The organism is Vineibacter terrae, from assembly GCF_008039615.1.
GTDB lineage: Bacteria > Pseudomonadota > Alphaproteobacteria > Reyranellales > Reyranellaceae > Vineibacter > Vineibacter terrae.
On the sequence record NZ_VDUZ01000004.1, the window covers coordinates 26,003 to 42,547 of the forward strand.

The 16,545-nt window shown below is 69.0% G+C and carries 20 protein-coding genes; 11 read left to right on the forward strand and 9 right to left on the reverse strand.

Annotation, left to right across the window (positions count from 1 at the left end):
- Positions 1 to 3: 3 nt before the first annotated feature.
- The 4 genes from FHP25_RS04485 (at position 4) to FHP25_RS04500 (ending at position 3,861) form a co-directional block, all read left to right on the forward strand.
- A complete protein-coding gene (locus FHP25_RS04485; protein ID WP_147845708.1) occupies positions 4 to 1,155 on the forward strand; it encodes an acyl-CoA dehydrogenase family protein in 1,152 nt (383 codons plus the stop codon).
- Between the two features lie 4 nt (positions 1,156 to 1,159).
- Complete coding sequence (locus FHP25_RS04490) at positions 1,160 to 2,056, forward strand: CoA transferase subunit A (RefSeq protein ID WP_147845709.1); 897 nt, start codon at positions 1,160 to 1,162, stop codon at positions 2,054 to 2,056.
- Between the two features lie 6 nt (positions 2,057 to 2,062).
- Positions 2,063 to 2,794, forward strand: coding sequence for a FadR/GntR family transcriptional regulator (locus tag FHP25_RS04495; RefSeq protein ID WP_147845710.1), 732 nt, complete (start codon positions 2,063 to 2,065; stop codon positions 2,792 to 2,794).
- Between the two features lie 95 nt (positions 2,795 to 2,889).
- Positions 2,890 to 3,861 carry a Bug family tripartite tricarboxylate transporter substrate binding protein gene (locus tag FHP25_RS04500; RefSeq protein WP_178133292.1) on the forward strand — a complete coding sequence of 324 codons (972 nt, stop codon included), beginning with the start codon at positions 2,890 to 2,892 and terminating at the stop codon, positions 3,859 to 3,861.
- 33 nt (positions 3,862 to 3,894) lie between these two features.
- Here the strand turns inward: FHP25_RS04500 and FHP25_RS04505 are convergent, their stop codons facing one another.
- Positions 3,895 to 4,047: a hypothetical protein gene (locus FHP25_RS04505; protein ID WP_147845712.1), complete on the reverse strand. Its 153-nt coding sequence runs from the start codon at positions 4,045 to 4,047 to the stop codon at positions 3,895 to 3,897.
- 80 nt (positions 4,048 to 4,127) lie between these two features.
- Between FHP25_RS04505 and FHP25_RS04510 the strand changes: the two genes are divergently transcribed.
- Positions 4,128 to 4,313 (forward strand): hypothetical protein, encoded by a 186-nt coding sequence (locus tag FHP25_RS04510; RefSeq protein WP_147845713.1) that lies wholly within the window; start codon positions 4,128 to 4,130, stop codon positions 4,311 to 4,313.
- Here FHP25_RS04510 and FHP25_RS04515 read toward each other — a convergent pair.
- The gene (locus tag FHP25_RS04515; RefSeq protein ID WP_147845714.1) at positions 4,310 to 4,756 is read right to left on the reverse strand and encodes a PIN domain-containing protein; all 447 of its coding nucleotides are present in this window, start codon (positions 4,754 to 4,756) and stop codon (positions 4,310 to 4,312) included. The two genes, FHP25_RS04510 and FHP25_RS04515, sit on opposite strands and share 4 nt — an antisense overlap.
- On the reverse strand, positions 4,753 to 5,004 hold the full coding sequence (locus FHP25_RS40655; protein ID WP_178133293.1) for a type II toxin-antitoxin system Phd/YefM family antitoxin: 252 nt from the start codon (positions 5,002 to 5,004) through the stop codon (positions 4,753 to 4,755). Before FHP25_RS40655 ends, FHP25_RS04515 begins: the two co-directional genes overlap by 4 nt.
- Positions 5,005 to 5,189: 185 nt before the next feature.
- Between FHP25_RS40655 and FHP25_RS04525 the strand changes: the two genes are divergently transcribed.
- Positions 5,190 to 6,023 (forward strand): class I SAM-dependent methyltransferase, encoded by an 834-nt coding sequence (locus FHP25_RS04525; protein WP_147845716.1) that lies wholly within the window; start codon positions 5,190 to 5,192, stop codon positions 6,021 to 6,023.
- A gap of 146 nt (positions 6,024 to 6,169) precedes the next feature.
- On the opposite strand, the gene FHP25_RS04530 is transcribed toward FHP25_RS04525, so the two are convergent.
- The gene (locus tag FHP25_RS04530; RefSeq protein WP_147845717.1) at positions 6,170 to 7,186 is read right to left on the reverse strand and encodes a magnesium and cobalt transport protein CorA; all 1,017 of its coding nucleotides are present in this window, start codon (positions 7,184 to 7,186) and stop codon (positions 6,170 to 6,172) included.
- 181 nt (positions 7,187 to 7,367) lie between these two features.
- On the opposite strand from FHP25_RS04530, the gene FHP25_RS04535 reads away from it, so the two are divergent.
- Complete coding sequence (locus FHP25_RS04535; RefSeq protein WP_147845718.1) at positions 7,368 to 7,631, forward strand: hypothetical protein; 264 nt, start codon at positions 7,368 to 7,370, stop codon at positions 7,629 to 7,631.
- Positions 7,632 to 7,634: 3 nt separating this feature from the next.
- Here the strand turns inward: FHP25_RS04535 and FHP25_RS04540 are convergent, their stop codons facing one another.
- The 3 genes from FHP25_RS04540 to FHP25_RS04550 all read right to left on the reverse strand — a co-directional run bounded on the left by FHP25_RS04540 (position 7,635) and on the right by FHP25_RS04550 (position 10,862).
- Positions 7,635 to 8,837, reverse strand: coding sequence for an MFS transporter (locus FHP25_RS04540; protein WP_178133294.1), 1,203 nt, complete (start codon positions 8,835 to 8,837; stop codon positions 7,635 to 7,637).
- 307 nt (positions 8,838 to 9,144) lie between these two features.
- Positions 9,145 to 9,906 (reverse strand): ABC transporter permease, encoded by a 762-nt coding sequence (locus FHP25_RS04545; RefSeq protein ID WP_147845720.1) that lies wholly within the window; start codon positions 9,904 to 9,906, stop codon positions 9,145 to 9,147.
- Positions 9,903 to 10,862 (reverse strand): ABC transporter ATP-binding protein, encoded by a 960-nt coding sequence (locus FHP25_RS04550; protein WP_147845721.1) that lies wholly within the window; start codon positions 10,860 to 10,862, stop codon positions 9,903 to 9,905. Before FHP25_RS04550 ends, FHP25_RS04545 begins: the two co-directional genes overlap by 4 nt.
- Before the next feature lie 377 nt (positions 10,863 to 11,239).
- Here FHP25_RS04550 and ku point away from each other — a divergent pair, with 377 nt between their 5' ends.
- Positions 11,240 to 12,133 (forward strand): non-homologous end joining protein Ku, encoded by an 894-nt coding sequence (gene ku, locus FHP25_RS04555; RefSeq protein WP_147845722.1) that lies wholly within the window; start codon positions 11,240 to 11,242, stop codon positions 12,131 to 12,133.
- A 43-nt stretch (positions 12,134 to 12,176) separates the two neighbouring features.
- The gene (locus FHP25_RS04560; protein WP_147845723.1) at positions 12,177 to 13,304 is read left to right on the forward strand and encodes a tetratricopeptide repeat protein; all 1,128 of its coding nucleotides are present in this window, start codon (positions 12,177 to 12,179) and stop codon (positions 13,302 to 13,304) included.
- A 101-nt stretch (positions 13,305 to 13,405) separates the two neighbouring features.
- Here the strand turns inward: FHP25_RS04560 and FHP25_RS04565 are convergent, their stop codons facing one another.
- Positions 13,406 to 14,056: a GntR family transcriptional regulator gene (locus tag FHP25_RS04565; protein WP_147845724.1), complete on the reverse strand. Its 651-nt coding sequence runs from the start codon at positions 14,054 to 14,056 to the stop codon at positions 13,406 to 13,408.
- A gap of 113 nt (positions 14,057 to 14,169) precedes the next feature.
- Here FHP25_RS04565 and FHP25_RS04570 point away from each other — a divergent pair, with 113 nt between their 5' ends.
- Together FHP25_RS04570 and bioB are read left to right on the forward strand one after the other, a co-directional pair.
- Positions 14,170 to 14,748 carry a biotin transporter BioY gene (locus FHP25_RS04570; protein ID WP_147845725.1) on the forward strand — a complete coding sequence of 193 codons (579 nt, stop codon included), beginning with the start codon at positions 14,170 to 14,172 and terminating at the stop codon, positions 14,746 to 14,748.
- Positions 14,745 to 15,704 (forward strand): biotin synthase BioB, encoded by a 960-nt coding sequence (gene bioB / locus FHP25_RS04575; RefSeq protein ID WP_331461663.1) that lies wholly within the window; start codon positions 14,745 to 14,747, stop codon positions 15,702 to 15,704. The genes FHP25_RS04570 and bioB overlap by 4 nt, the downstream gene beginning before the upstream one ends.
- A gap of 115 nt (positions 15,705 to 15,819) precedes the next feature.
- Here bioB and FHP25_RS04580 read toward each other — a convergent pair whose 3' ends face one another.
- Positions 15,820 to 16,503 carry an alpha/beta hydrolase family protein gene (locus FHP25_RS04580; RefSeq protein WP_147845726.1) on the reverse strand — a complete coding sequence of 228 codons (684 nt, stop codon included), beginning with the start codon at positions 16,501 to 16,503 and terminating at the stop codon, positions 15,820 to 15,822.
- Positions 16,504 to 16,545: the final 42 nt, after the last annotated feature.

The window sequence follows — 16,545 nt, forward strand, 5'->3', positions numbered from 1 at the left end:
CTCATGAACGACTATCATTTCGAGGACCATCACAAGCTGCTGCGCGACCAGGTGCGGCGCATGGTCGAGCGGCATGTCGCGCCCATCGCCTCGGAGATCGACGAGAACAACCGCTTCCCGCAGGAGCTGGTCGAGGTCTTCGGCGACATGGGCCTGCTGCAGCTCTGGGTGCCGGAGGAGTATGGCGGCCCGGGCGGCGATCTCACCTCGGTCTGCCTGGTGAAGGAGGAGATCGCCAAGGTGTCCGAATCGGCCGCCCTGCTGGCGGCCAACAACTCCTTCGGCCTGATCCTGCCGATCCTCAATTTCGGCAGCGAGGCGCAGAAGCGCCACTACCTCGGCCTGTCGGCCAAGGGGCGCACCTTGACCGCGGTGGCGATCACCGAGGCCGGCACCGGCTCGGACGTCTCCTCGATGAAGACGCGCGCGCACCGCGACGGCGAGAGCTGGGTGATCAACGGCGCAAAGATCTACATCACGTTCGGCTCGGTGGCGCACTTCATCCTGGTCTTCGCGCGCACCAGCGAAGGCAAGGGCGCCAACGGCATCTCGGCGTTCCTGGTCGACACCAAGACCAAGGGCTTCTCGCACGGCCCCGAGGACCGCAAGATGGGCATCCGCGGCGTGCCCAACGTGCCGATCTATCTCGACAACGTGCGGGTGCCGGCCGAGAACATGATCGGGCCTGAGGGACAGGCCTTCAAGACCTGCATGCGCATCCTCGACCTCAACCGGCCGACCGTGGGCGCCACCGCCGTGGGCCTGGCGCAGGGCGCGATCGACCTGGCCACCGCCTATGCCCGCGAGCGCATCCAGTTCGGGCGGCCGATCGCGGAGTTCCAGGGCATCCAGTTCATGCTGGCCGACATGCAGATGCAGACGGAAGCGGCGCGCTGCATGCTGTACGATTGCACGCGCATGGCCGACCGCCAGGAATGGGGCGGCTTCTCGGCCAAGGCCTCGATGGTGAAGTGCTTCGCCAGCGACACGGCGATGAAGGTGGCCACCGATGCCGTGCAGATCTTCGGCGGCGCCGGCTACATGCGCGACTTCCCGGTCGAGCGCTTCATGCGCGACGCCAAGATCAACCAGATCTTCGAAGGCACCAACCAGATCCAGCGCCTGGTGATCGCGCGCCACATGCTGCGGGGGTGATGACATGAGCGGGACCAAGGCAGCCGACAAGGTGATGTCGCTGGACGCGGCATTGAGCGTGGTCAAGGACGGCATGACGGTGGGCATCGGCGGCTGGATCTTCAGCGGCCAGCCGATGGCGCTGGTGCGCGGCCTGATCCGCAAGGGCGTGCGCGACCTGCATCTGGTGCCGGCGCCCGGCAGCGTGGCGCCCGACATGCTGATCGGCGCCGGCTGCGCGGCGAAGACGGCCTGCGTCTTCATCAGCTTCGAGCACCTGGGGCTGGCGCCCAACTTCCGGCGCGCCGCGCAGTCGGGCGCGGTCGAGGTGCTGGAGATGGACGGTCCCGGCATCGCCGGCGGCCTGCGCGCCGGCGCCTGCGACCTGCCGTACATGCTGATCCCCGACCTCGGCACCGACCTGCCCAAGGTCAATCCCGCCGGCTACCGCAAGGCGCGCATCCAGGAGGGGGGCCGGAAGCTGCTGGAAGTGCCGGCCATCAAGCCCGATGTCGTGCTGCTGCACGGCCAGCAGGCCGATGAAGAGGGCAATGTGCAGTATTTCGGCCCGTCCTTCTTCGACATCCTGCTGGCGCAGGCGGCGAGACACGTGATCTGCAGCGTCGATCGCATCGTGCCGGCCAGCACGGTGCGCCAGGATGCCCGGCTGACCAAGATTCCGGCGGCGCTGGTCGATGCCGTCGTCGTGGCGCCGTTCGGCGCGCATCCCGGCGCCAGCCCCGGCCTCTACGGCCAGGACGAGGCGCATCTGAAAGCCTATGTCGCGGCCAGCCGCGACGCGGCGGCCTTCGGCGCGTATCTCAAGGACTATGTGCTGGAGGCCGGGGCGGAGGGCGCCTATCACGAACGGATCGGCGCGTGCACGCTGGCGGCGCTGTCGGCCGGCGTGGCCGCGCCCTGAGCTGCCATGCCGCGCGACTTCGCCCCCATCAAGCGGCGCCGGCTCTCGGATGCGGTGTCGGCGCAGATCCAGGACCGCATCGCGGCCGGCGAGCTGCGCGCCGGCGACAAGCTGCCGCCGGAACGCGAGCTGGCCGAGCGCTTCGGCGTCAGCCGCGGCGCGGTGCGCGAGGCGCTGCGCAACCTGGAGCGCACCGGCGTGGTGGCGCTGCAGGCCGGCGCCCGCGGCGGCGCCTTCATCGGGCAGGGCGATCCCAGCCTGATCGGCGACAGCTTCCGCAACCTCTACCAGCTCGGCGGCGTCTCGCTGGACGACCTGACCGAGGCGCGGATCTGGCTCGAGTCGACGGTGGTCCGGATTGCCTGCGAGCGGGCCACCGAGGCGGACCTGGCGGCGCTCGCCGCCAATGTCGACGAAGCCGAGCGCCTGCTGCTGGCCGAGCGCTACGAGGACAAGATCGACATCCAGGTCGAGTTCCACAACCTGCTGGCCAAGGCGACGCACAATGTTGTCATGGTGATGCTGATGGCGGCGCTGATGGATGTGATGCGCGACTTCGCCCATGCGGTGGGCGGCGAGCGCACCGACCTCACGATCAGGGCGCGGCGACGGTTCCTGGCGGCGCTGCGCCAGCGCGATGCCGCCGCCGCGGTGGCCGAGATGACCGAGCACCTGGAGAGCCTGCAGGTCCGCTACCGCGAGCGCATGCGCGACCGGCGCGGGTCGTCCCGAGCGTAGCGAGGGATCTCCCGCGAACAGCGCACGTGCGCCTTGCCGCGGGAGATCCCTCGCTTCGCTCGGGATGACGGGAAGAACGAACGAAGGGGATGGAGATGCTGAGACGATGGCTGGGCCGGAGGGTCCTGGCGGGCGTGCTGGGCGTGCTGCCGCTGGCGGCGATGGCGCAGTATCCGGACAAGCCGATCCGGCTGGTGGTGCCGTACGCGCCGGGTGGCACCACCGACATCATGGCCCGCACGCTGCAGGAGCCGTTGTCCCGGGTGCTGGGCCAGCCGGTCGTGATCGACAACAAGGCCGGCGCTGCCGGCGCGATCGGCACCGCCCAGGTCGCACGCGCCGCGCCCGACGGCTACACGCTCGTCTTCGGCAACAACGGGCCCAGCGCCATCGTGCCGCTGATCCAGGCCGACGTCGGCTATGACCCGATCAAGGATTTCGTGCCCGTGTCGCTGGTCTCGCTGGCGCCGCTGGTGCTGGTGACGCATGCCAGCGTGCCTGCCACCGACGTCAAGGGCCTGATCGATTTCGCCAAGTCCCAGGCCGGCAGCGTCGAATACGCGACGGCCGGGGCAGGGTCCCTGGGCCATCTCGCGACGGAGCTGTTCGCCAAGACGGCCGGCATCAAGCTGGTGCACGTGCCTTACAAGGGCCAGGCGCCGTCGACCATGGCGGTGATCGGCGGCGAGGTGAAGATGCTGCTGACGACGTCGTCGGACACGATGGCGGCGGCCGTGACGTCGGGAAAGCTGAAGCTGCTGGGCGTGTCCAGCGCGCAGCCCTCGCCGCTGGCGCCCGGCGTGCCGCCGATCGGCATGACGCTGCCCGGCTTCGCCGTCGATGTCTGGTTCGGCATCCTGGCGCCGGCGGGGACGCCGCCGGCAATCGTGGCGCGGCTGAACGCGGCGATCCGCGAGGTGGTGGCGCTGCCCGAGATACAGAAGCGCTTCGTCGGCTATGGCTGCGTCGCCACCGCCAGCACGCCGGACGCGTTCGCCGCCATGATCGCGGCCGAGGTCCCGAAGTGGCGCAGCATCGTCGACGCAGCCCAGATCCGCGCGCAGTGAACGTCTTGCGCGCGGCATTGTTGCTGCCGAGGCTCAGCCGCGGCGCTTGAAGAACTGCACCGCGCGCTCATGCTTCTCGGCGGCGGCGCGGGTCGAAAAGGTGCCGAGGTTGCGCCGCCTGCCAGTCTTCGGGTCCTTGCTGCGCGCATAGAGGCGGTATCCGCCTGATTTGAGCTTGCGGATCATCGGCCGTTCCCTTCGTCGCCTGGCGCCGTGAAGATGCTGCGCACACCGCTCGAGAAACGGACACGGCACGCCCATGTTCCATGCGTCGGATATCAGGTGACAGAAGGCTGAAGCTGCTCGGTGTATCGAGCACGCAGCCCTCACCGCTGCTGCCCGGCGCGCTGCCGATCGGCACGACGCTGCCCGGCTTCGCGCTCGATGTCTCGTTCGGGATCCTGGCGCGGGGGGGACCGGCGACGATCGTGGCGCTGCGCCGTAGCGGCTAGGGTTCGCGGAAGATCGTGTCGATCTCCGAGGGTGTGGCAGCGAAAGGATTGACAGCACGCATGCCGTCGAGGCGCAATCCGTTCTGCAGATCCTCGGAGCAGAGGATATCCGCGCCCGCGCTCCGGGCGGCGCACCAGATGACGGCGTCCCAGACCTGGAAATTGTGATCCCGAACGAGCGCTTGCGCGCGCTCGGCGACGAGACGGGTGGTTGGAACGGTCTCGAATACGGCTGACCAGACGCTTACCTTCGTGAGCGCGCTGGGCAGGCTTGCCGGGCGCTTCCGCCGAACGATCGCGACGAATTCAAGCAACGTCTGCACCGTCAGAATGCCGCGCGGCGCAGCGCTTCTTATCACCTGTTGGGCACGCGCGCCTTTGGCGCTTTCCGGTTCGAGCTCGGCATGGACGAGGATGTTGCTGTCGAGCGCCACGCGGGTCATGCCGGTGGATCACCGTATTTGTCATCCTCGGTGACCTTGCCGACACGAAAGCCCGTGGCAGGCGTTTCGCGCATGAGCGTCACCATCCGCTCATATGCGGCTCGCCATTCGGGATCTTCGCGAGGGTCGTCGGACCTGGGACGCAATTCGGCAACCGTGCGGCCGTTCTTCGTGATCAGCACGGTTTCGCCCTTCTCGACCTCGCTGAGGATCTTCGAGAAGTTCTGATTGGCGTCGCGAGCAGTCATTGAACGCATCTGGAGGACCGGGTCTCTACGCTGCCGTAGCACATACGCGCCGCGTGCGCGCAAACTCAGGACGGGAGCGGCCGGAGGCGCAGGGCGGCGGTCGCAATGGCTGTCTGAGTCCAAATGCACCGTCATGTAGGTATCAGTCCCGCGTGGTGCCATGCAGCCCTGACCGGGGATCGTCCATGAATAGCGCGTCTGTCCCGCAAGGCATGGACCTTGCCAATCGTCTTGCTTGGCAGACAACCGATGCGGTGCATCGCTTTCGACAGGAAGGGTGGACGGATCCGGGTGAAGCGGCAGCCGTGTCGCTGGTGGCGCCTGAAGCGCGTGGTGCGCCGATTCTCGACATCGGTATCGGCGCCGGCCGCACCGTGCCGCTGCTGACGGCGATCAGCCAGGATTACACCGCCGTCGACTACACGCCGGCGCTCGTCGCCCTATGTCGCCAGCGTCATCCGACGCGGCGTGTCCTGCATATGGACGCGCGCGACCTGTCGGCGTTTGCCGACGCGGCGTTCGGGCTGGTGGTGTTCAGCTACAACGGCATCGACGCGGTGGGCTATGACGATCGCATGACGGTGCTGCGCGAGGTCAACCGCGTGCTGCGGCCGGGCGGGCTGTTCATCGTCTCGACCCATAATCGCACCGGGCCCGGATTCGGCGAGCGGCCGCTGTCATGGTTCCGCTTCACGCCCAACCCGCTGCGCATGGGATGGCGGGTGCTGAACGCGGTGCGGTCGCTGCCGGATGTCGTTCACTACCTGCACAACCGCCGTCTGCACTACGACGGCCCGGGCTACAGCGTGCGCACGGCCGCGGCGCATCATTTCGGCATCGTCATCGTCTACGCCACCATGCAGGAGCAGAAGCGCGAACTGGCCGAGACCGGGTTCCACTGCGAGGCCGTCTTCAGCAACGACGACGGCCGGCGCCTCACCGAGGGCGAGGATCTGAGCGGCACGTGGTGGTTCCACTTCGTCGCCCGCAAGATGGCATCGCCGGCGACCGGAGCGTAGCTGCCCCGAAGGATACTCGTTTGGCCCCACTGTCATCCCGAGCGCAGCGAGGGATCTCCTGCGGCGGGGCGCACGGTGCGCCATTCGCGGAAGATCCCTCGCTGCGCTCGGGATGACAGTAGGAACGGGGCCGCGCGCCCACGCGGCTACAGCCAGTCGTAGCGCCGGAACAGGGTGAAGAGCCCGCCGCAGAGCAGGGCGATGGTGCCGAGCACGATGAAGTAGCCATATTCCCATTTCAGCTCGGGCATCTGCTCGAAGTTCATGCCGTAGATGCCGGCGATGGCCGTGGGCACGGCCAGGATCGCGGCCCAGGCCGCCAGCCGGCGCATGGTCGTGTTCTGCTCGGCCTGGCTCCACATGATGCTGGCCTCGAAGGTGAAGGCGAGCACCTCGCGCAGCGTGTCGATCTCCTCCTCGACGCGGCGTACATGGTCGGTGACGTCGCGGAACAGCGGCTGCATGCTGGGCTCGATCGCCAGAACCTCGGCGTGCTCCAGTCGGCGGCAGACATCGACCAGGGGCGCGGCGGCGTTGCGCAGGCGCAACAGGTCGCGGCGCAGCGAATAGACCTCCTCGATGTCCTCGCGCCGCACATTGGTGGCCAGCACGCTGTCCTCGATCGCATCGACCCGCTCGTGGATCGCCTCGGCCACGAGCATGTAGTTGTCGACGATGAAGTCGAGGATGCCGTAGAGCACGTAGTGCTCGCCATGCGCCAGCACCGTGGGGCAGGCCTCCAGCCGCTGGCGCACGGTGGTATAGGAGGCCGACGCGCCGTGCCGCACCGAGATGACATAGCCGCGGCCGATGAACAGGTGGGTCTCGCCGAAGGCGACATGGCCATCGGCCAGCTGCGCGGTGCGCGCGACAACGAAGACGGCGGCGCCGTATTGCTCGAGCTTGGGCCGCTGGTGCGCCTGCTCGGCATCCTCGATCGCCATCGCATGCAGATCGAACTGGCGCTGCACGCGGGCCAGCAGCGCCGGGTTCGGCTCGTGCAGGCCGATCCACACGAAGTGCCCCGGGCGCTTGGCCCAATCGCGCGCCTGGTCGATCGGGATGTCGCACACGCGCGCGCCGCCGGCATAGGCCACGGATGCGACCAGGCCGGGCTCATGCGGCGCATCGAGGTGATCCGGCAGAAGTGCAGGCTGGGCCATGGGCTTGCTCCCCGTCCATTGGCGCGATGGTGCGCCCCGCGGCGCGCCGCTTCAATGACCCTGTACCGGACGGGATGTTGCTGACATCCCTCTGACCGCCGATCTCCGAGTTGTGACTTGGCGTGGGCCGATGGCCGGCGCAGGACTGCAGCCGCAGCAGCCGGGGACCAGGGAGGGACCGATGCGGTTGCAGGCCACGACCTTGCTCGCAGCCATCGCCGTGCTGGGTGCCGGCGGCGCGCGCGCCCAGACGCCGGCCGCCGATCTGGAACGTTGCGAGAAGCTCTATGCGACCTACGAGCGCCATCTTGGCAAGAAGAGCGAGGGGCAGCCGGGCCCCAGCCTGGAGGTCAAGACGGCGATCGAGCAATGCCGCCGCGGCAACACCGCCGACGGCATCCGCACATTGGAGCGCACGCTGCGCGCCAATGGGTTCAAGGTCTGAACGTCAGTCGTCGTCGTGCGGAGCCGGGGCGGTGTCGGCGTGCAGCGGCATGATCGCGGCGAGCCCGGCCAGCCCCATGGCGAGGGCAAAAGCGATGCCCCAGCGGTAGCCCTCGCTCTGGTCGAGGATCGCGCCGGTGACAACGGCGCCCAGCAGCGTGGAGATGCCGGATCCCGTGAAGAACAGGCCGAGGATCGCGCCCTGCTGACGCAGGCCGAAGAACGCGATCAGCACACCCGGCAGCACCGCGATGCGCACGCCGTAGCCCAGCCCCAGGATGATCGTGAACAGCGCCAGCGCCGCAAGGTCGGTGGATACCAGCCAGAGCGCATAGCTGACCGCCATGGCCGCGGTCGCGACCTTGAACAGCCGCACGGTGCCGATCCGGTCGACCAGAGTGCCGATGCCGGCACGGCCCACGACGCTGGCGCCGCCGAGCAGCGACAGCAGCGCCGATGCCGCGACCGGATCGGCACCCTGCGCCTGCGCGAAGGCCGGCAGGAAGACGAACGGCACGAACAAGGCGGTCGTGGCCAGCACCCATGACAGGTAGAGCAGCGCGAATTGCCGCGAGCGCACGCGATGGCGCGGAGCGACGGCCTGCGGTGCCAGCGGCGGCGGCTTCACGGTCAGCGCGCACAGCGCCAGCAGCAGGGTGCAGCCGATGCCCAGGATGATGTCGGCCAGGCGCCAGCCATGGGCCTCGATCAGGGCGGCGCTGAGCGGTGGCACGACCAGCATGCCGCAGCCGGTGCCGGCCGCCGCGATGCCCAGCGCCGTGGCGCGGCGGCGCTCGAACCAGCCGCCCACGACCGCCAGCGTCGGCACGTAGGCGCAGGCGGCGCCCAGGCCCATGCCCAGCCCGTAGGTCAGGTAGGCCAGCCATAGCTGCTCGACCCAGGCCGTCGCGATCAGGCTGCCTCCCATCACGACCGCGCCCGTGGCGACGACCCGGCGCGGGCCGTGCCGGTCGGCGAGGCGGCCGGCGACCGCGCCGAGGAAATAGAAGGCGCAGCCGGTCGCCGAGAAGAACGCCGCCGCGGCAGTGCGGCCGACGTCGAACTCCGATGCCATCGCCGTGAAGAAGGCGCCGAAGCTGTACATGACCCCGAAGACGACAAAGCCGCCGATGAAGGCGGCCATCACCACCAGCCAGGCGTGCCGGGACTCGACGGCAGGCGACGCCCCGGATGCAACGACGCTCAACGCTTCCTCCGCGCTCGAATCCGGCGCACGATGATGCGCGCGCCTGGCGGCAACACTCCGTTTTCTGGCGGTGAATTCGGCCAATTCACCTCTCCCCGCGGGAGCGGGGAGAGGGAGGGGCCCATCGCGCGCGGCGCGATGGGAGGGTGAGGGGTAGGAACGATCAAAGCAGGCGCATGGGCGGATATGCTTCGCCGCTGCCACGCCCCGAGACAGCGAGATTGGACGTTCGTACCCCTCACCTTCCCATGCCTTCGGCATGGGCCCCTTCCTCTCCCCGCTCGCGCGGGGAGAGGTGATCCGGACTTCAAGCCTTGAGCCGGTAGCCGGTCTTGAAGATCCAGGTCACGATGGCGAGGCAGATGCCCAGGAACGCGAAGGTCATGGCGAGGCTGTGGCCGACATGGACGTCGGCGATGCCGAAGAAGCTCCAGCGGAAGCCGTTCACCAGGTAGACGACCGGGTTGAACAGCGTCACCGTCTGCCAGAACGGCGGCAGGACCTGGATGGAGTAGAAGCTGCCACCCAGGAACGTGAGCGGCATCACGATCAGCATCGGCACCACCATCAGCTTCTCGAAGCCGTCAGCCCAGATGCCGATGATGAAGCCGAACAGGCTGAACGTCACCGAGGTCAGCACAAGGAACAGCACCATCACCAGCGGATGGGCGATGTGCAGCGGCACGAACAGGTTGGCGGTCAGCAGGACGATCAGGCCCAGGATGATCGACTTGGTGGCGGCCGCGCCGACGAAGCCGAGCACGATCTCGAGCGCGGAGACCGGCGCCGACAGCAGCTCGTAGATGGTGCCCACGAACTTGGGGAAATAGATGCCGAAGGAGGCGTTGGAGATGCTCTCCGTCAGCAGCAGCAGCATCACCAGGCCGGGCACGATGAAGGCGCCGTAGGCGACGCCGTCGATCTCCGGCATGCGCGAGCCGATGGCGCCGCCGAAGACCACGAAATAGAGCGACGTGGAGATCACGGGCGAGGCGATGCTCTGCAACAGGGTGCGGAACGTGCGCGCCATCTCGCTCACATAGATGGCGCGAACGGCATGCAGGTTCATGGCTGGTCCCTCACCAGGTTGACGAAGATGTCCTCGAGCGAGCTTTCCTGCGTGCGCAGGTCGCGGAAGCCGATGCCGGCCTCGGCGAGAGCGTCGAGCAGCGACGTGATGCCGGTGCGCTCGCTCTGGGTGTCGTAGGTATAGGTCAGCTCGCTGCCGTCGGCCGACAGCTCCAGCCGGTAGGCCGCGAGCGCGTCGGGAATGTGCTCGAGCCGGGCCGGAAGCTGCAGGATCAGCTGCTTGCGGCCGAGCTTGCGCATCAGCTCGGCCTTGTCCTCGACCACCACCAGCTCGCCACGGTTCACGACGCCGATGCGGTCGGCCATCTCCTCGGCCTCGGCGATGTAGTGGGTGGTGAGGATGATGGTGACGCCCGAGGCGCGCAGCGCCCGCACCAGGTCCCACATGTCGCGGCGCAGCTCGACGTCGACGCCGGCGGTGGGCTCGTCGAGGAACAGGATCCGCGGCTCGTGCGCCAGCGCCTTGGCGATCAGCACGCGGCGCTTCATGCCGCCGGACAGCGTCATGACCTTGCTGTCGCGCTTGTCCCACAGCGACAGGTCCCTGAGCACCTTCTCGATATGGGCCGGGCTGGCGCGCTTGCCGAACAGGCCGCGGCTGAAGCCGGCGGTGGCGCGCACGGTGTCGAACGTGTCGATCGTCAGCTCCTGCGGCACCAGGCCGATCTGCGACCGTGCCGCCCGCCAGCCGCCGACGATGTCATGGCTATCCACCGTCACGGTGCCCGAGGTGGCGCGCACGATGCCGCAGATGATGCTGATCAGCGTCGTCTTGCCGGCCCCGTTGGGACCCAGCAGGGCGAAGATCTCGCCGCGCCGGATGTCGAGGTCGATGCCTTTCAGCGCCTCGAAGCCCGAAGCGTAGGTCTTGCGCAGGCTGCGCACGGAAATGACGGCAGGGGCCGTCGCGGCCGCCGGCGGCGCGTTGCTGGACATGGTCAGAGGCGATCTCCGGCCCGTACGGGCGGCTGGGTTTGGCGAGGGGGCCCGAACCTACAATCTCAAGCGCGGTCGAGGTCAAGGGATTCAGAATCTCCTCTCCCGCGCGCGGGAGAGGAAGGGGCCCATCGGGCGTAGCACGATGGGAAGGTGAGGGACCAAGGACGAGGTGCTGTGCGTGGGGGCCCTCACCCGCCGGCCGCCTTCGCGCCCGTCGACCTCTCCCGCCCGCGGGAGTGGTCAAGATTGTGAACATCGGCTCAGATGTTATTGAAAATGCTTGTGAATAGTGGACTTTTGGGAATTGATTCGCTAGCTTGTCGGAGGGACAGGCTGCCCGCCGGGCGGGCCTGGTTCAGTGACCGGAGCTTCCGATGCCGCGCTCGTCCTGGAAGGGCTATCTCAGGCTGTCGCTCGTGTCCTGCGCCGTTGCGCTCTACAACGCGACGTCGACCGCAGAGCGTGTGTCGTTCAACACGCTGAGCCGGAAAACAGGCAATCGCCTCAAGCAGTTGATGATCGATTCTGTGACGGAGGAACCGGTCGACACCAGCGACCGCGTGAAGGGCTACCAGGTCAGCAAGGGCCAGTACGTGCTGGTCGAGGACGCCGACCTGGAAGCGCTCAAGATCGAGAGCACCAGGCTGATCGAGATCGAGACCTTCGTGCCGCAGGCCGAGGTCGACCAGATCTACCTCGACGGCGCCTACTACCTGGCGCCGGACGACAAGGTGGCGGAGGAGGCGTTCGCCGTCATCCGCGATGCCATGGCGCGCAAGAAGGTCGTCGGCGTCGGGCGCGTCGTGCTGAACCGGCGCGAGCGCATGCTGATGCTGCAGCCGCGCGGCCAGGGCATCCTGGCCACGACCCTGCGCTATCCCTACGAGGTGCGGCAGGACAGCGAATATTTCGCCGGCATCACCGACGTGAAGCTGCCGGCCGAGATGCTCGAGATCGCCGAGGTGATCATCGACCGCAAGTCGGGCCATTTCGAGCCGGACAAGTTCGCCGACCGCTACGAGGAGGCGGTCGTGGGCCTGCTGCGGGCCAAGCAGGCGGGCCAGGCCTTTGCGGTGCCCGAGACGCCGGCGCCCAGCAATGTCGTCAACATCATGGACGCGCTGAAACGCAGCCTGGAGGCCGAAGGCGCCGAGGCGACGGCCACGCGCCGCCCGCGCGCGCCGAGCAAGAAGCCGGCGGCGGCCGAGAAGAAGCCGGCCGAAGCCGCCGAGGCGCCGCGCAAGCCCAAGGCCCGCAAGGCGCGCTGAGATGGTCGCGCCGCCATAGGTGGCGCGGCAGGGAGCAGGGCGCATGGCACCCAGCGACGACTCGAGCGAGGCCGGCAAGCCCCTGGCCGGACAGACCCTGTTCCTGGTCGGGCGCGTGCAGGGCCTGACGCGCCAGCGGCTCGACCAGCTGGTGCGCCTGCGCGGCGGCAAGCTGGCGGGCAAGCCCGCGGCGCGCGTCAGCGTCATCGCCGTCGGGCATTCGGCGACGTCGAACGTCGATGCCGACGGGCGTGTGCGGCTGCCGACCGGGCTGCCGCCGGCGGCGGCCATGATCAGCGAGCGCGAGCTGCGCCGCCGGCTGGGCCTGCTGCGGCCGCCGGATGAGGTCGACCGCAGCCTCGGCCTGGCGGACCTGCAGCGGCTGTCCGGCCTGACGCCGACGGTGCTGTCGTGCCTGGCTCTGTTCGATGTGCTCGAGCCGGTCGAGGCGCGCTATGCCTATCGCGACGTCGTGGCGGCGCGCGAGGCCGGCCGGCTGCTGGCCCGCGGCATCGAGCTGCGCCAGGTGCTGGCCGCCTCGGTGGCGCTGGGCCGGCGCGGCAGCCATCTGGCGGAGGCCCGGCTCACCGAAGGACCATCGGGCGAGCTGGTGCGCGAGCTGGGCGGACAGCTGGCGGAGCTCAGCGGCCAGCTCACCATGCGGCTGGAGCAGGATGTCCGCGGCGTCGACGAGCTGGTGGCGGCGGCCGAGGCGGCCGAGGACGACAACGACCTCGCTTCCGCCGAGAGCCTGTACACGACGGCCATGCGCGCCGACGCCAGCGATCCGGTGCTGCCGTTCAACCTCGGCAACGTGTTCGACGCGCAGGGCCGCGCGGCCGAGGCCAAGATCGCCTGGCAGATCGCGGTGGCGCGCGACCCGGCCTTCGCCGAGGCCTGGTACAATCTCGCCACGGCGGCGGAGGACGAGGACCATGCCGATCTCGCCATCGCCGAATACCGCCGCGCCGTGCAGGCGCAGCCCGATTACGCCGATGCGTATTTCAACCTGGCGCTGCTCCTGACCAAGCTCGACCGCTGCGAGGAAGCGCTGGCGACGTGGGAGCGGTTCCTGCAGCTCGAGCCGCCGGCCGCGCAAGCCGGCACAGCCCGCCGCGCCGCCACCCTCTGCCGCATGCGCATCAAGCAGCAGCAGGCGCAGACGGGATGAGTTTTGGACCGCGCGCGTCCACGCGCGCATAGCGAAGCGAAGAGCGAAGTTTGTCGGCGCTGACGCGCCGATGCGCGCGTGGACGCGCGCGGTCCGAAAATTTATCGCTCGTCCGCCGGCACCGCGATCAGGCGCTCCATCGAGAGGATGTGGCGCCGCAGCAGGGACGAAGCCTGCTCCAGGTCGCGGCGCTTCAGCGCGTCGAGGATGATCCGGTGGTCCTGGTTGGAGCGGGGGCGCCAGCCGGCGGGGTAGGCGGTGACGAACAGGTAGCGCGAGCTGGCAAGCTGCAGCTCATCGATGCTGGCCAGCAGGCGTGGCATGCCGCAAGGCGCCACCAGCGCGCGATGGAAAGCCCGGTTTGCCGTTTCCCAGGCGAAGATGTCGTCGTCGTCGTCGCCTGCCTGCAGCATCGCCTCGATCTGCGCGACATGGCGCGGCGTCAGCTTCGGCGCGGCATGGCGTAGCGCCAGCACTTCCAGCGCGGCGCGCATGGCGGCGATCTCGCGCACCGAGGCGGGGTCCAGCGATGTGACGCGCACGCCGCGCCGCGGCGTGCTTGCCAGCAGGCCGCGCGCTTCCAGGCGCTGGAACGCCTCCCGCACCGGGACATGGCTCGAGCCGAACTCCAGCGCCACCCGGTCCTGGCGCAGGCGGGTGCCCGGCGCGATCTCGCCCTTGATGATGCGCTCGCCCAGGCTGCGCGCGATGCGCTCGGCGAGGGTGTCGCTCTCGGCAGCCGGAATGGTCATATCTCATAGATAATCTAGGATATTTGTGGATGCAACGCGGTGAGTGGCGGTGTTACGGTTACTTTGAGCGGTAAATCATAGATAATCTATGATTTGAGTTGTAGGAGTGTACTTTGACCGAGCTTCTCGCCGCGCCGACCGATCAGCCGCGCCCTTCCCTGGCCCGGGCAGCACGCACCATCGGGCTCGTGGTTGGCGGCAGCCTGGTGCTGGCGGCCAGCGCCAGGATCCAGCTTCCGTTCTGGCCGGTGCCGATGACCTTGCAGGTGCTGGCCTGCCTCGGCCTGGCCGGCATCTTCGGCGGCAGGCTCGCCGCCGGCATGGTCGGCCTCTACCTCCTCGAGGGTGCGCTGGGGCTGCCGGTACTGGCCAATGCGCCCGTCCGTGGCGCCGGCCTGGCCTACATGGCCGGCCCGACCGGTGGCTACCTCATGGGCTTCCTGGTCGCGGCGCTCGTCGTCGGCGGCTGGGTGCGAAGCGGGGTGCTGTCGCCGCTGCCCGTCGTGTTGAAGATGCTGGCGGGGCTCGCGATCATCTACGGCCTGGGCGTGCTGTGGCTGGCGCAGTTCACCGGCTTTCCCGGCGCCGTCACGTCGGGCGTGCTGCCGTTCGTGGCCGGCGATATTGTCAAGGCGCTGCTGGCCGCCTGCCTCGTGCTCGCCGTGCAGCGCCTGCGGAGGGCCGGCTGGTGACCGACCTGCGGCACGATTGGACCCGGGCCGAGGTCGAGGCGCTGCACGCCCTGCCGTTCCCCGAGCTGCTGTTCCAGGCGCAGAGCCTGCATCGGCGCTTCTTCGACCCGACGCGGGTCGAGACCGCGAGCCTGCTCAGCATCAAGACCGGCGGCTGTCCGGAGGATTGCGGCTACTGCTCCCAGACCGCGCATTTCAAGACCGGCGTCGAGCCGACGCCGCTGATGGACCAGGCGGCGGTGGTGGACACGGCCCGCCAGGCCAAGGCGGCCGGCGCCACGCGCTTCTGCATGGGCGCCGCCTGGCGCAATCCCAAGTCGCGTCATCTCGATCGCATCTGCGCCATGGTCACGGCGGTGAAGGGCCTGGGGATGCAGACCTGCGCCACGCTCGGCATGCTGACGCCGGCGCAGGCGCGGCAGCTTCACGACGCCGGCCTCGACTTCTACAGCCACAACGTCGACACCTCGCCGGAATATTACGGCGAGATCATCACCACGCGCACGCTGCAGGACCGCCTGGATACGCTCGACCATGTGCGCGCGGCCGGCATCAAGGTCTGCTGCGGCGGCATCGTGGGCATGGGCGAGCGGGTCGAGGACCGCATCGGCATGCTGTTGCTGCTGGCGCGCATGCAGCCGCATCCCGAGAGCGTGCCGCTCAACATCTGGAACGAGGTCGCCGGCACGCCGGTGCAGGCGCGCGCCGAGCGTCCCGATCCGATCGGGTTCGCGCGCCTGGTGGCGCTGGCGCGCATCCTGATGCCCGGCAGCATCGTGCGCCTGGCGGCCGGGCGCCAGTACATGAGCGACGAGCTGCAGGCGCTGTGCCTGCTGGCGGGCGCCAACTCGATCTTCATCGGCAACGTGCTGCTGACGACCCGCAACCCGCAGCGCGACCGCGATGCGACGCTGCTGCAGCGCCTGGGCATGACCGCCATGGCGCTCGGCGCGTAGGCGCGCTCGCACCGTCATAAGTTCACCGTCATCCCGGGCGCAGCGAGGGATCTCCCGCGGCAAGACGCACGGTGCGCCATTCGCGGGAGATCCCTCGCTGCGCCCGGGATGACGATCACACGAGCGCATCGACCCACGCCGCCAGCGCGTCCAGCATCTCGCGCCTGACGTCGGGATCCCTGCGGCCGGAGCGTGCCGGCACGTGGAAGGCGTGGTCGGCATCCTGGAGTAGATGCAGGGTGGCGCGCATGCCCAGCCGCTCGATCAGCGGCTGGAGCCTGTCGAGCTCGGCCAGCGCGTCGCGCGTGCCTTGCAGGAAGAGCATCGGGACCTGCACGTCGAACAGGTGCCGGGCGCGCTCGTCCGACGGGCGTTTCGCGGGGTGCAACGGAAAGCCGAGGAAGGCCAGGCCGCGCACGCCGGGCAGCGGCGCTGCCGCCTGCGCCTGCGAGGTCATGCGGCCGCCGAAGGAGCGGCCGCCGGCGATCAAGGGCAGCGACGGGACGAGGCGGGCCGCCTCGGCGACGGCGGCACGGACCGCGGCATGCGCCACGGCCGGCGGGTCGGGCCGCTTCGCGCCTTGCTCCATGTACGGGAACTGGAAGCGCAAGGTGGCGATGCCGCGCACGCCCAGCTCCGTTGCGGTGGCTTCAAGGGAGGGGTGCGTCATGCCGGCGCCCGCGCCATGCGCCAGCACGTAGCAGGCGCGCGCCCGCGGCGGCAGAAGCAACAAGGCAGAGACGCGAAGGGCGTCATCAACGGACAGCGTCACGCTCCGGGCATCTGCAGCTGCAGCCATGCTTGAAATCCTGCTCTGACCTCTCGGGACGCAATCGAAACG